Consider the following 13,316-nt stretch of genomic DNA (forward strand, 5'->3'; position numbering starts at 1 on the left):
AAGCTCATGGTAGAAGAACAGAAAAAAATGAAAAATGGATCAAAACTTTTGATTGATGCGTTGTTGAAACAGAAGGTAGAAATGATTTTTGGCTATCCCGGTGGAGCAGTTCTTCCTCTATATGATGCATTATATGATGGAGATATTCCACATATTTTGACAAGGCATGAACAAGGAGCAGTTCATGCTGCTGAAGGATATGCTAAAGCTACAGGAAAACCTGGTGTTGTGATTGTGACAAGTGGACCTGGAGCGACAAATGCGATTACAGGTATTGCAGATGCAATGAGCGATTCAATTCCACTTGTTGTTTTTACAGGACAAGTTCTAACGGATGGTATTGGAAAAGATGCATTTCAAGAAGCCGATGTGATTGGGCTAACGATGCCGATCACCAAAAATAATTACCAGGTTCGAGAAACAAAAGAATTGCCGAGAATCATCGAAGAAGCCTTTCATATTGCTACGACAGGTCGGAAAGGGCCTGTGGTGATCGATTTACCAAAAGATATAACGATAATGGAAGCTGCGGCAGACATTGAAGTCAAGTTGAATTTACCAAGTTATCAACCAACGATAAAACCGAATAAACTTCAAGTGAAAAAACTGATGAACGCTTTAGCTGTAGCGAAGAAGCCATTAGTTTTGGTAGGAGCAGGTGTTTTACATGCAGATGCTGGCAAAGAATTAGTGGAATTCATCACTAAATATCAAATACCTGCATTAAGTTCTTTATTAGGCTTGGGTGCAGTGCCGACCAAAAATGAATTATTTTTGGGAATGGGCGGTATGCATGGTTCGTTTGCAGCAAATATGGCTTTAACAGATTGCGATTTGCTTATTAATATTGGTTCCCGTTTTGACGACCGCTTGGCCAGCGCGCCAAAAGAATTTGCACCAAATGCGACAATTGCCCATGTGGATATCGATCCAGCAGAAATTGGTAAAATTATAGATACCCAAATTCCAATTGTGGCGGATGCCAAAGAAACGTTAAAAGAAATGCTGAAAATTGAAACAAAATGTATTGATACAACGGATTGGAAAAAACTGAACCTTTCAAGAAAAAAATTACACCCATTTAAATATGATAAAGAGCAAAAAGAAGAAATCAAGCCACAAAAAGTCATCGAATTTATTGGTGAGTTGACGAATGGTGAAGCCATTGTTGCAACTGATGTGGGGCAACACCAAATGTGGGCTGCACAATTTTATCCTTTTAAAAACGAGAAGCAACTTGTTACAAGCGGAGGACTAGGCACAATGGGCTATGGTGTGCCAGCCGCAATTGGTGCTAAACTCGGTTGCCCAGATAAAGAGGTGGTTCTATTTGTTGGGGATGGTGGCTTCCAAATGACCAATCAAGAATTAGCAATTTTAAATATCTATAATATTCCAATCAAAATTGTGATTTTAAATAATCAATCGCTAGGAATGGTTCGCCAGTGGCAGGAAAGTTTCTTCAACGGTCGTCGTTCAGAATCAGTTTTCGAGACTCAGCCAGATTTTGTGAAAATGGCAGAAGCCTACCATATCAAAGGAATCAGAATAGATGATCCAGAAACAGTGGAATTAGCGTTGACGGAAGCCTTTAAAGAAAAAGGTCCTTTGTTGATCGAAGTCATGGTATCCCCAACGGAACATGTATTACCAATGGTTCCAGCGGGCAAAGCAAACTATCAGATGCTGGGGGTGGACTAATAATGAGACGTATCATTACTGCAACAGTGAATAATAATTCGGGTGTCTTAAATCGTTTTAGTGGTGTATTAACACGCAGACAAGTGAATATTGACAGTATTTCGGTGGGACCGACAGAGTTAGAAAATGTCTCAAGAATCACAATCATTGTACAAGTAGCTGACCTAAATGAAAGTGAACAGGTCACCAAGCAATTAAATAAACAAATCGATGTGATCAAAGTTTCTGATATTACAGATGAACCGCATTTGGAAAGAGAATTAGCGTTGGTAAAAGTCAATGCACCGGCAGCAGTTCGAGCTGAATTATTCTCAGTGATCGATCCGTTTAGAGCTAATGTGATCGATGTTGGTACTCGTTCTGTTGTGATCCAAGTTACAGGAACGAGTGAAAAAATCAGTGCATTTGTCGATGTTGTCGCACCTTATGGCATTAAACAATTAGCACGAACAGGTGTTACAGGCTTTACTAGAGGAAACAACTAAAAAAAGGACTTAAAGCATACGCTTATAAGCATAAAAAATTTGGAGGGTTTAACAATGGCAAAAGTATATTATGATAATTCAGTAGAAAACAATCAATTAGAGGGAAAAACAATCGCAATCATCGGTTATGGCTCACAGGGTCATGCTCACGCTCAAAACTTACGAGACAATGGCAATCAAGTAATCATCGGAATTCGTGAAGGAAAATCAGCAGAAGTTGCTCGTAACGATGGTTTTGATGTATTAACGGTTGAAGAAGCATCTAAAAAAGCAGATGTAGTCATGATTTTAGCTCCTGACGAAATCCAAGGAGATCTTTATGACAAAGAGATTGCACCAAATCTAGAAGCAGGAAACGCATTAGCTTTCGGTCACGGCTTCAATATCCATTTTGATGTAATCAACCCACCAAAAGATGTGGATGTTTTCTTAGTTGCTCCTAAAGGACCAGGACATCTTGTACGACGCACCTTTACAGAGGGATTTGCCGTGCCAGCATTATATGCGGTTTATCAAGATGCAACAGGGAAAGCGAGCGATGTTGCTTTGTCTTATGCTAAAGGTATTGGCGCAACTCGTGTTGGGGTATTGGAAACAACGTTTAAAGAGGAAACTGAAACAGATCTTTTCGGTGAACAAGCTGTATTATGTGGTGGGTTAACTAGTTTGATCGAAGCGGGATTTGAAACATTAACAGAGGCTGGTTACCAACCAGAATTAGCTTACTTTGAAGTATGTCACGAATTGAAATTGATCGTTGACCTTATTTATGAAGGAGGATTTGAGAAAATGCGTAATTCTATCTCAAATACTGCTGAGTATGGGGATTACGTTTCAGGGCCTCGTGTTGTAACAGACGTAGCCAAAGCAAATATGAAAGATGTTTTAACTGATATTCAAAATGGTAAATTTGCGAAGGGCTTCATTGATGACAATAAAAATGGGTTCAAAGAATTCAAGCAAATGCGTAAAGAGAATGCGGGACATCCAATTGAAAAAGTTGGAGCAGAGTTGCGTAAAATGATGCCTTTTGTATCAAGAGAAGACTAGAATAAATAATTAAAAAAGAGGCTGAGAAAATAGCTAAATGCTTCTATCTCAGCCTCTTTTATTTATCTAATAAAGGTGGGGAGAATTTGTTGGAACTAACAAAAGAAAAAGTTGAACAAGCGTATGATACGTTGAAAGATGTTGTAACCAAAACACCATTGCAATACGATATGTATTTGTCGCAAAAATATCAATGTAATATTTATTTGAAAAGAGAAGATTTACAAAAGGTTCGTTCATTCAAATTAAGAGGAGCGTATTATGCAATTAAGCAAACACCTCCTGATAAACTTAAAAATGGCGTTGTCTGTGCAAGTGCTGGAAATCATGCCCAAGGAGTCGCTTATACTTGTCATGAAATGCACGTAACAGCCACAATTTTTATGCCAACAACCACGCCACAACAAAAAATCTCCCAAGTAAAGTTCTTTGGTGGGGATGAAGTGACGATCAAGCTGATTGGAGATACGTTTGATGCTTCAGCACAAGCAGCAAAAGAGTATGCAAAAGAGTACAATCAAGCTTTTATCGATCCGTTCAATGATTTAAATATCATGGCCGGACAAGGGACTGTGGCTGTTGAAATATTTCAAGAGGCAAAAGAGTCTGCATTTCAAGTTGATTATTTGCTAGCAGCGATTGGTGGAGGCGGATTGATAAGCGGTGTTTCAACCTATACAAAAGGGGTTAGTCCCACTACGGCTGTTATTGGTGTAGAACCTTTAGGCGCTCAATCAATGCGAGCGGCGTTTGACGAAGGTAAACCAGTAATGTTAGATAGTGTTGAAAAATTTGTAGATGGAGCTGCTGTGAAACAAGTTGGTGCTTTAACGTATGAACATGCGCTGAAATATGTGGATGATCTTATAGCAGTTGATGAAGGACAAGTTTGTTCAACTATTTTAGAGTTATATACAAAACAAGCAATTGTTGTTGAACCGGCGGGAGCATTAAGTGTTTCGGCTTTAGAATTAATGAAAGACGATATAAAAGGAAAAAATGTTGTATGTATTATTAGTGGTGGTAATAATGATATCAACCGTATGGAAGAAATCGAAGAACGTTCATTGATTTTTGAAGGGTTAAAGCATTATTTTGTTATTAATTTTCCTCAACGTCCAGGAGCACTTAGAGAGTTTGTAACGGATATTTTGGGACCGAATGATGATATCACTCGTTTTGAATATACAAAAAAAGTCAATCGTGGAACTGGACCTGTTGTTTTAGGTATTTTGTTGAAAGACAAATCGGAGTTACCTAATTTATTGGAAAAAATGGCCGTGTTTGATCCTAAATATATTGATCTTAGTGATAACCCGTCATTATATGCATTACTAGTATAAGGTTATGTTGAATTTTTTTTGATACTCTTTTTTAATTTTTTTAAAATAAGATGTAAACAATATTTAAGTTACAATCAATACTGTTTACACAGTAAACAAGATAGTTATAAATAACAATAAAAAAATTTAATTTAATTGAACAAAATAGCAGAATTCCCTCTGTTATTTTGTCCAATTTTTTTTTGAAAAAAAATATCTAAAATTTACTTAAAATGACCAAAATTGAAGAGAGAGTTCTTGCCATTTACATAGAAAGAACGTATATTTAAGTTACTACATTAAATCGGTCAAAAAAACAACGACCGTCAAAAATCATGAGCTAGATAGAAATCTTTTTACACTTCAACAGACCACCTTTTTTGGTCAAACGCGACTTATTATTTCTATCATCTGTCAATTTTAAAATCATGATTCCATTGTTAAAAAATACTCGAAATACAAAAAAGAATACTAGTAAAGTTGGAAATTATAAATGAATAATAAAAAAAGGTTAGAAAATCGCCGTTATATTACCGGGTTCGATGGGATACGAACTATTGCGGTCATTGGCGTGATTCTGTATCATTTGTTCCCTAATATAATGCGTGGGGGCTATTTAGGTGTCCCTATTTTTTTTGCTGTCTCAGGTTATTTAATTACTGATTTGTTGAGGCAAGAGTGGCTTCAAACTGAAACAATCGATGTAAAGGGTTTTTATATTCGCCGAATGAAAAGGCTATACCCTGGCTTAGTCACGATGCTAGTCGCTTCATCGGCTTATATTGTACTTTTTCAAAGAGACCTATTAAACAATTTACGAAGCGTTGTTGCCAGTAGCGTACTTTATTATAATAACTGGTGGCAAATTTTTAGAGGATTTTCTTATTTTGATCGATTTACTACACAATCTCCATTTACACATATTTGGTCACTTGCTGTTGAAGCACAAAATTATTTGATTTGGCCATTGTTATTTATTGTACTAAAAAGGTATGTTAAACATAGTGGGAAAATTTTTGGTTTGATTATGGGACTCGCTGTTGGTTCTGGTATTTTAATGGCCGCTTTGTACACTCCAGGTGCGGATCCGACAAGAGTATATTATGGAACCGATACTCGGCTATTTTCTATCTTGATGGGAAGCGGCTTGGCTTTTGTTTGGCCTAGTTTTCGTTTGAAAGAAGAAATACCAGATAAGGCGAAGAATTTACTGAATGGTGTTGGCATTGCTTCGCTAGTCGCCTTAATGATCTCCTTTTTATTTTTGGCGGATCATTTTGCGTTTGTCTATTATGGTGGAATGTTTATCGTTAGTATTTTTGCAACGCTTTTGGTTGCGGTCACAGCACACCCAGGTGCGGATTTAAATCGCTGGTTGACTAATCCTGTATTTACTTGGTTTGGAAAAAGAAGTTATGGTATTTATTTGTATCAATTCCCAGTGATGATTTTTTATGAAGCAAAAATCAAAAATCTAAGTGATCACGTATTTTTACACTCGCTGATTGAAATCGCCTTGATTTTAGGAATCAGCGAACTGTCTTATCGATTCATTGAAAAACCATTAGGTAAATTTTATTATCAATATACCTGGTTTGCAATCAAAGATTTTTTCAAAAAACCATGGATTACAATTCCTAAGATTACTACGTTGATTAGTCTGATAGTCTCTTGTTTTGCACTTTTCGCTCTGGCTGTTGCCCCTTCAAATCAAGTTACAGCTGAACAAGAACAATTACAAAAAAATATTGAAACAAACAAAAAGAAAGCAGAGCAAAGAAAAGCAGAAGAAAAAGCTAAAAACGAAGGGAAAACAACAGATTCGACTAAACCATCGAATTCAGTACCAGAAGCGAATTTTAATTTGACTGCAGAAGAAGTCAAAAAAGCACAAGGAATGGACATTACGGCTTTTGGCGATTCAGTTATTTTAGATGCTGCAGCTGGCTTACAGGAGATTTTTCCTAAAATGATTGTCGATGGTGAAGTGGGGAGACAGCTGTATACAAGTACACCACTTATTCAAAAATTAGATAAAGACAAGCTTTTGAAGAATAATGTTTTAGTTGGTCTTGGAACGAATGGGTCATTTACTGAGGCACAATTTGATGAATTTATGGCGGCAATCGGTCCAAAACGTACTGTTTATTGGATCAATGTACGCGTACCAACACGAAGATGGCAAAACGAAGTCAATGACATGTTAAACGCAATGAAGAAGAAATATAAGAATTTAGTTGTTATAGATTGGTATGGATACAGTAATGATCATGAAGAGTGGTTTTATGAAGATCGTGTTCATCCAAATGTTGATGGTCAAGTCAAATATTCAAGTTTTATTGCAAAACAACTGGTAAAATAGTCTAGGCACGTATTAAATAAGAAGATAAAAAAGCACTAAAACAAACAGCTCATAAAGAGAGTGGTTTGTTTTAGTGCTTTTTTAGGATAAAACTAATTGATATGCCACGCGTTCTCCATCAGCTACGGGTAATAGAATATCGCCTTGATAGGAAAAGCCTGCTCGTGTGATCAGTTGCTGCATTGCTTTATTTTTGGGATGGGTATCAATACGAATATCTAAAAAGTTAGACAATCTAGCTGTAGTGATCAGGAGATTCATCAATAACAATGCCAAGCCTCTTCCTTGATAAGCAGGGTCTAGAGCAACACGATGAATCACTGCATAATGTCCACGGGTTTTGATCCACTTGCCATTCTTTAGTTGTTCATAGGGTGGCTCACTATCTGATGAAATAATGCCAAGACCGGCGATAGTGTCATCAACAATCAACACATAGCATTGTTGCATAGAAATATCATGTTTTAATTGCGTTTCATTAGGCCCTTCGCCATTTTGCCATTGTGGAATATTTTTCTCTTGTAAAAGGGTGCGAGCAGACTGAATGATTTCCATGATTCGATCTAAGTCAGTGGGAATGGCTTTTCTTAAATAGACAACCATAACATCACCCTTTCTTTTTAGTTAGTTGATAAATCTTTGAAGGGCGTCCGATACCGACGGGTCGTTCACCGATTTCTTCAAAATGATGGAGCATGGCTTTTTTAAAGTTTGAGTGATCGATTGTTTTATAATCAATTCCAGAAAATTTAGCAAATACTTTACGTGCTTCTGTAATTGTGAAGTCCTTGCCTAAAACCTGAAGTACTTGGGGATCATGCTCCATTTTATTAGCTACCCGATTGAAAGCCTTTAGAATAATCTCACTATGGTCAAATGCTAGTGTATCTTTTCCTGTAGAAGCACCTGTATTCAAATCTAAAATAATTTCGACATCGCCATTTATAAGTGAAAGAGTGCTGTCTTTGCGTTCCATCGTAAACCACCGAACTTCTTTTGCATCATCACCAGCAATCAACGGTTCTTCTCCAATAAAGGCTAAATAACTAACCGTAACGACCCAACCACGTGGATCTCGATCTGGTCTACTAAAACTGTGAAGTTGTTCAATATTATCTTTAGAAATGATCACGCCAGTTTCTTCTTTTGTTTCTCTTAATACACTCTCGCCTGTAGATTCATTTCTATTGACGAAACCACCTGGTAAAGCCCAAGAATTTCTGTAAGGATGGCTTCTTCTTTTAATCAATAAAATTTTCAATTGATCTTCTTCTTTGTTATAGCACATCAAAACAATATCTACAGTCAGAGAAGGTTTTTCATATTCAGGAAGTTCTTGCTGATGGTACCAGTTTAAAAACTCAGTTTCGCTAGCTACTTGTTCATAATATTGTTTTTCTGCTTCCTTTGAACTAAAGTCGGTCAATTTGCTCATCCTCTCTAAATTAGATAAAAGTACTTTTTACTTTATTGTATCATTATCAACAAGAAAAACAACTAAAGACTTATTTCTCTTTAAAGAAATGTCTTGTATAAAAAAGATTGTTAACCGATTATTATTAATGGTTGACAAAAATAATTAAAAATAGTATTTTTAAATGTATAAACTACTATTTTTAGTCTGGAGAGAAAAAATGAAAACCAAAGACATTACTAAAATTGCTATTATGATCAGTATTATTATTGTATTAGGCTTTTTTCCACCGATACCAATTAGTCTTTTACCAGTTCCTATCGTTATTCAAAATGCAGGATTTATGTTAGCCGGCTTGTTACTAGGCAAGAAGAATGGTACGATTGCGACCTTGCTTTTTCTACTTCTCGTTGCAATTGGTTTCCCGATATTAGCCGGTGGTCGAGGTGGAATGACGGTCTTTTTCAGTATCACAGCAGGTTATCTGTACGCATATCCATTTGCTACGTTTCTTATAGGTTGGCTGAGTGAAAAGTTCAATCCGAATAATCAAAATACCGCCTATGCATTTGGTATCACATTTCTTTTCGGTGCATTATTTATCGATTTTTGTGGTGCAGTTGGCGTAAGCATTTTATCGGATGTATCGTTGTCTAAAAGTTTGATTGCCAGTTTAGCTTTTATTCCAGGAGATACCATAAAAGCCTTTTTAACAGCCGTTATCGCAAAAAGAATTTCAAAATCTCTCGGGAAAAGGAGAGAGTAGTTTGACAAAAATAGTTGGTGCTACGGTTGATAAGGAAGGCCGTTGTCGGCATTATGATTCTTCTGTTGATGTTGTTGCAAATAAATGTTATTTCTGCAAAAAATATTATGCTTGTTTTCAGTGTCATGATGAAAATGAGACTCATCAATTCTTAGCTTGGCCAATTTCAAAAAATCCAAATGAAAAAGTTGTTCTGTGTGGTGCTTGCCAAACGGAATTAACGGCAATGGAGTATCAAAAACATTCCAGTTGTTTGAATTGTGGTCATTTATTCAATCAAAACTGTTCCTTGCATAGTCAAATTTATTTTAATTAGAATAGGTAATCATTTTTAATGATGAAAGCAATGGAAACAAAAGGAATTCTGTTCGAGAAAGTCTTTTTTAGCAACGATTCAATGCAACTTTAAGGTACTGAGACGCAAAGTCTCAGTACCTTTTTAATTCGCTTAAAAACGACGTAGCATCGATTTTTGGCATTTGACGATAATCTATTTCATTTTTTGTCCAAATGGTTTGGACAAAACTGTGCTTTCATCTTCTTGTATCCTTATTAGTGAGCGTTTACAATGTAGTAGACAACAAGGGTTGTCTGAGAGCTGATTTGCGCAAATCGAAGACTCAACATTTTTCTTGTTTAAAAGAAGGAGGAAGAAAATGGAACAAACACAAAGCAATTTAAAAGTGAAAGTTCAACAATTCGGAAGTTTTCTTAGCGGAATGATCATGCCGAATATTGGTGCATTTATAGCATGGGGAATTCTAACAGCTTTATTTATCCCCACTGGATGGTTTCCAAATGAACAACTAAATGAAATAACAGGTCCGACTATTACGTATTTATTGCCAATTTTGATTGGCTTTACCGGCGGACGTTTAGTATATGATATTCGAGGTGGTGTCGTTGGTGCAATGGTAACGATGGGCGTAATCACAGGAGCAGAAATTCCGATGTTCCTTGGTGCAATGATCGTAGGACCTGCAGGCGCTTATTGTATTAAGAAATTTGATGAATTGGTTGATGGGAAAATAAAACCTGGTTTTGAGATGCTGGTCAATAATTTTTCATCAGGGATTCTAGCATCCATTTTAGCTATTATTGCTTATTTAATCGTAGGACCAGCAGTTGAGACATTAAATAATGTTTTGGCAACTGGAGTAGGATTTTTAGTAGAAAATTCATTATTGCCACTAGCTAGTATTTTTGTTGAACCTGCGAAAGTATTATTTTTGAATAATGCCATCAATCATGGTGTCATCAGTCCAATTGCCATTGAACAAGCAGCTGAAACAGGACGTTCAGTTCTATTCTTATTAGAGTCTAACCCAGGACCTGGACTAGGTATTTTGTTAGCATATACTATATTTGGTCGAGGTAGTGCAAAACAGACGGCTCCAGGCGCTATCATTATTCATTTTTTAGGTGGAATTCATGAAATATATTTTCCGTATATCTTGATGAAACCTATTTTGATTCTGTCAGCAATCGGTGGAGGTATGGCAGGTGTGATGACATTTTCACTATTTAACGCTGGATTAGTGGCACCGGCTTCGCCAGGAAGTATTTTTGCTATATTGGCAATGACCCCACGTGATGGTTATGTAGGTGTATTTGCAGGAATTATCGTAGCAACAGCAGTTTCTTTTGCTATCTCAGCAGTTGTTTTAAAAACATCGAAAGTAACAGACACTACAATTGAGGCAGCTTCGGAAAAAGCGAGTGCGTTAAAAGGACGTAAAACTATAACACCAGAAGTTCAAACGAACTTTTCGACAGCAGAAAAGATGAGCGATACAGTTGAAACACTGGCGAATACGAAAAAAATTATTTTTGCATGTGATGCTGGAATGGGGTCAAGTGCGATGGGTGCATCTGTTTTAAGAAATAAAGTAAAAAAAGCAGGATTACCGATTGAAGTAGTCAACTCTGCTATAGCGCAGTTACCCGATGATGCAGACATTGTTGTGACGCATAAAGATTTAACCACTCGAGCAAAAGAAAAATTACCAAAGGCTTATCATGTATCTGTTGATAATTTTTTAAGCAGTGATAAATATGACGAATTAGTTGAAAAATTAACGATTGTTAAACCATCTGTATAAATAAAAAATTTTTTCTAAAGAGGGGAATTTCATGTATCTTTCAGCACGTGCTAGGTTGATTATGGAGCAGCTGTTAAACAATAATCAATCTGTGTCAATCAGTGAATTAGCAAATGATTTAAGCGTTAGCCCACGGACGATTCGCCGTGATTTAAAGGAAGTTGAAAGCATTGTTGCTTCTTATAAACTTAAATTGACGAAAGACCATGGAATCCTAGCTTTAGCAGGCCTTGATTCTGATAAACAACGATTTCGTTGGCAGTTGATGGATTTATCTTACAACGAATATAGTCCAGAGGAGAGGCAACAAAAAATACTTAAAGTACTTTTAAAGGAAGAAGGCGTCAAATTAGTTGGACTTGCCAATGATTTGAATGTCACGATTTCAACAATCAGTAACGATCTTACTAAAATCGAAGAACGACTGCCGCAAACAGTTGTGATTAAACGAAGAAGAGGGTTTGGTGTATCATTGCAAGCTGATGAAGCCCAAAAAAGAAGCTTAATGAGCGAACTTTTTGGGCAGCAATTTCCAGATTATCGGTTATTAAAATTCTTTCAAGAGAAGTCTCGAGCTCTGGCCACAAATGATTGGGTGGAAGGGCGGTTATTAGATTTAGTTAGTGAACCGTTATTAAAAAAAGTAGAACAACGTGTAAAAATATGGCGTAACAATAACATCGAAGAAATTAGTGATGAAGCGTATGCAAACTTGATTGTACACATTTCAATTTCAATAGAACGAATGATTGCAGGAAACTTTATTAAAAATGCTGCAGCTTTAGAGGATATGACAAATTATCCAGAATTTGATGTGGCACGGGAAATGCTAGCAGATATCTTAGAAATGGAGCCAGAGTTTGTTCCAATTGGCGAATCAATGTATGTTACAACTCATCTTAGAGGGGTAAAAACGACCGAAAGTACGATTCACTTTATGGAAAATGAAGAATTGGAAGTTTTAGTTTTAGTGAAAAATTTGATTACAAAAGTTGAAGAAAAACTAGGACAACAATTGCCAAAAGAACTTTTGACAAAAGGATTGATTGCACATTTAAAACCCACATTACGACGGTTACAGCAAGGGATGAGAATCTACAATCCATTGATTCACTCTATCAAACAAGATTATGCAGAATTATTTAAAGTCGTAAGAGAATCTTTCAGTCAAGTGTACCCAAACAAACGAGTTCCGGATGAGGAAATTGGTTATCTAGTTTTACATTTTGGTGCAGTCCTATTGCAAGTAGAAAGCGAAAATAGTTTTTCTGGATTAGTCGTATGTGCAAGTGGCATTGGGACGTCAAGGATGTTAGTAACTAGATTACGGCAACGAATTCCTCAATTAAAAAAACTAGAGACTGTTTCGCTTTTTGAATTAGGAAAAAAGAAGGCAGAGGGCAACTACAATGTGATTATCTCAACGATTGATCTAGGACAAGTAGATTTTGATTATTTCTTAGTGTCTCCAATTTTGACTGAAAAAGAACTTTCTCAAATTAGTGTTTTTTTGAAAAGTTTACACAGTGGGTATCATAAAAAAATTGCACAAGAAGAACAAGCGGTACAATTGACTTTGCTCGAAGCAACCCATTTTTTAGAAGAACAGCAACTCTTTACATCCATTGTGCTGGCTATTTTGAAGAATTTTAACTATTCCAAATTAGATGAAAACTTAGGAACAATGGAAGATACGATTCGTACCATTTGTACACAACTTTTAGAAAAAGCTCCAGAATTAAATGTTGAAGCACTAGTCAGAATTTTTTTATCCGATGGAAATTGGAGAGCATTTGGTATTCCACAGACAAAAATTGGGATGTTTCATGCTCGAAATGAAGTAATCAACGAGCCATTTTTTCAATTATTTTCATTAGAGCAACCTATTTTTATTGAAGCAATGGACCGCACAAAAATGCCTGTAAATCGGATTGTGCTCCTTTTGATCCCAGAGAAATTTTCACAGGAAGGGTTGGAAGTCATAAGTTATATCAGCACGTTATTCGTGGACAATCAGCAAATGGTTCAACTTTTAGAGACGGGTGCAAATGAGGAAGTTACAACGTACTTTGTTCGACAATTATTAACTTATTTAGAATCGAGGAAAAAATAAT

The 13,316-nt window shown here is 36.3% G+C and carries 11 protein-coding genes; 9 read left to right on the plus strand and 2 right to left on the minus strand.

What is annotated here, in order from left to right; translation table 11 throughout:
- Positions 1 to 6: 6 nt before the first annotated feature.
- The 5 genes from ilvB (at position 7) to I586_RS08150 (ending at position 6,920) form a co-directional block, all read left to right on the plus strand.
- On the plus strand, positions 7 to 1,701 hold the full coding sequence (gene ilvB / locus I586_RS08130) for a biosynthetic-type acetolactate synthase large subunit (RefSeq protein ID WP_010765628.1): 1,695 nt from the start codon (positions 7 to 9) through the stop codon (positions 1,699 to 1,701).
- A 2-nt stretch (positions 1,702 to 1,703) separates the two neighbouring features.
- A complete protein-coding gene (ilvN, locus tag I586_RS08135; RefSeq protein WP_010765627.1) occupies positions 1,704 to 2,186 on the plus strand; it encodes an acetolactate synthase small subunit in 483 nt (160 codons plus the stop codon).
- A gap of 54 nt (positions 2,187 to 2,240) precedes the next feature.
- Entirely contained in the window at positions 2,241 to 3,236 is a 996-nt protein-coding gene (ilvC, locus tag I586_RS08140; RefSeq protein WP_010765626.1) for a ketol-acid reductoisomerase, read from the plus strand.
- Between the two features lie 89 nt (positions 3,237 to 3,325).
- Positions 3,326 to 4,579 carry a threonine ammonia-lyase IlvA gene (gene ilvA / locus I586_RS08145; protein ID WP_010765625.1) on the plus strand — a complete coding sequence of 418 codons (1,254 nt, stop codon included), beginning with the start codon at positions 3,326 to 3,328 and terminating at the stop codon, positions 4,577 to 4,579.
- Positions 4,580 to 5,051: 472 nt separating this feature from the next.
- Positions 5,052 to 6,920, plus strand: a complete 1,869-nt coding sequence (locus tag I586_RS08150; protein WP_010765624.1) for an acyltransferase family protein — start codon at positions 5,052 to 5,054, stop codon at positions 6,918 to 6,920.
- A gap of 81 nt (positions 6,921 to 7,001) precedes the next feature.
- On the opposite strand, the gene I586_RS08155 is transcribed toward I586_RS08150, so the two are convergent.
- Complete coding sequence (locus I586_RS08155) at positions 7,002 to 7,523, minus strand: GNAT family N-acetyltransferase (protein WP_010765623.1); 522 nt, start codon at positions 7,521 to 7,523, stop codon at positions 7,002 to 7,004.
- A 4-nt stretch (positions 7,524 to 7,527) separates the two neighbouring features.
- Positions 7,528 to 8,346: an NUDIX domain-containing protein gene (locus I586_RS08160; protein ID WP_010765622.1), complete on the minus strand. Its 819-nt coding sequence runs from the start codon at positions 8,344 to 8,346 to the stop codon at positions 7,528 to 7,530.
- Between the two features lie 208 nt (positions 8,347 to 8,554).
- Between I586_RS08160 and I586_RS08165 the strand changes: the two genes are divergently transcribed.
- From I586_RS08165 to I586_RS08180, 4 genes are all read left to right on the plus strand, one after another.
- Entirely contained in the window at positions 8,555 to 9,100 is a 546-nt protein-coding gene (locus I586_RS08165; protein ID WP_010765621.1) for a biotin transporter BioY, read from the plus strand.
- A 1-nt stretch (position 9,101) separates the two neighbouring features.
- Positions 9,102 to 9,416, plus strand: a complete 315-nt coding sequence (locus tag I586_RS08170; RefSeq protein WP_010765620.1) for a CHY zinc finger protein — start codon at positions 9,102 to 9,104, stop codon at positions 9,414 to 9,416.
- Positions 9,417 to 9,756: 340 nt separating this feature from the next.
- The gene (locus I586_RS08175) at positions 9,757 to 11,202 is read left to right on the plus strand and encodes a PTS mannitol transporter subunit IIBC (RefSeq protein ID WP_010765619.1); all 1,446 of its coding nucleotides are present in this window, start codon (positions 9,757 to 9,759) and stop codon (positions 11,200 to 11,202) included.
- A 31-nt stretch (positions 11,203 to 11,233) separates the two neighbouring features.
- Positions 11,234 to 13,315, plus strand: a complete 2,082-nt coding sequence (locus tag I586_RS08180; RefSeq protein ID WP_010765618.1) for a BglG family transcription antiterminator — start codon at positions 11,234 to 11,236, stop codon at positions 13,313 to 13,315.
- Position 13,316 lies beyond the last annotated feature (1 nt).

The sequence above is a fragment of the Enterococcus moraviensis ATCC BAA-383 genome (assembly GCF_000407445.1).
GTDB classification, from domain to species: Bacteria; Bacillota; Bacilli; order Lactobacillales; family Enterococcaceae; genus Enterococcus_L; species Enterococcus_L moraviensis.

Excerpts from the sequence above, each read along its gene's own strand:
- ilvB (WP_010765628.1), top strand. The coding sequence starts at position 7 with ATGGTAGAAGAACAGAAAAAAATGAAAAATGGATCAAAACTTTTGATT.
- ilvN (WP_010765627.1), top strand. The coding sequence starts at position 1,704 with ATGAGACGTATCATTACTGCAACAGTGAATAATAATTCGGGTGTCTTA.
- ilvC (WP_010765626.1), top strand. The coding sequence starts at position 2,241 with ATGGCAAAAGTATATTATGATAATTCAGTAGAAAACAATCAATTAGAG.
- I586_RS08150 (WP_010765624.1), top strand. The coding sequence starts at position 5,052 with ATGAATAATAAAAAAAGGTTAGAAAATCGCCGTTATATTACCGGGTTC.
- I586_RS08155 (WP_010765623.1), bottom strand. The coding sequence starts at position 7,523 with ATGGTTGTCTATTTAAGAAAAGCCATTCCCACTGACTTAGATCGAATC.
- I586_RS08165 (WP_010765621.1), top strand. The coding sequence starts at position 8,555 with ATGAAAACCAAAGACATTACTAAAATTGCTATTATGATCAGTATTATT.
- I586_RS08175 (WP_010765619.1), top strand. The coding sequence starts at position 9,757 with ATGGAACAAACACAAAGCAATTTAAAAGTGAAAGTTCAACAATTCGGA.
- I586_RS08180 (WP_010765618.1), top strand. The coding sequence starts at position 11,234 with ATGTATCTTTCAGCACGTGCTAGGTTGATTATGGAGCAGCTGTTAAAC.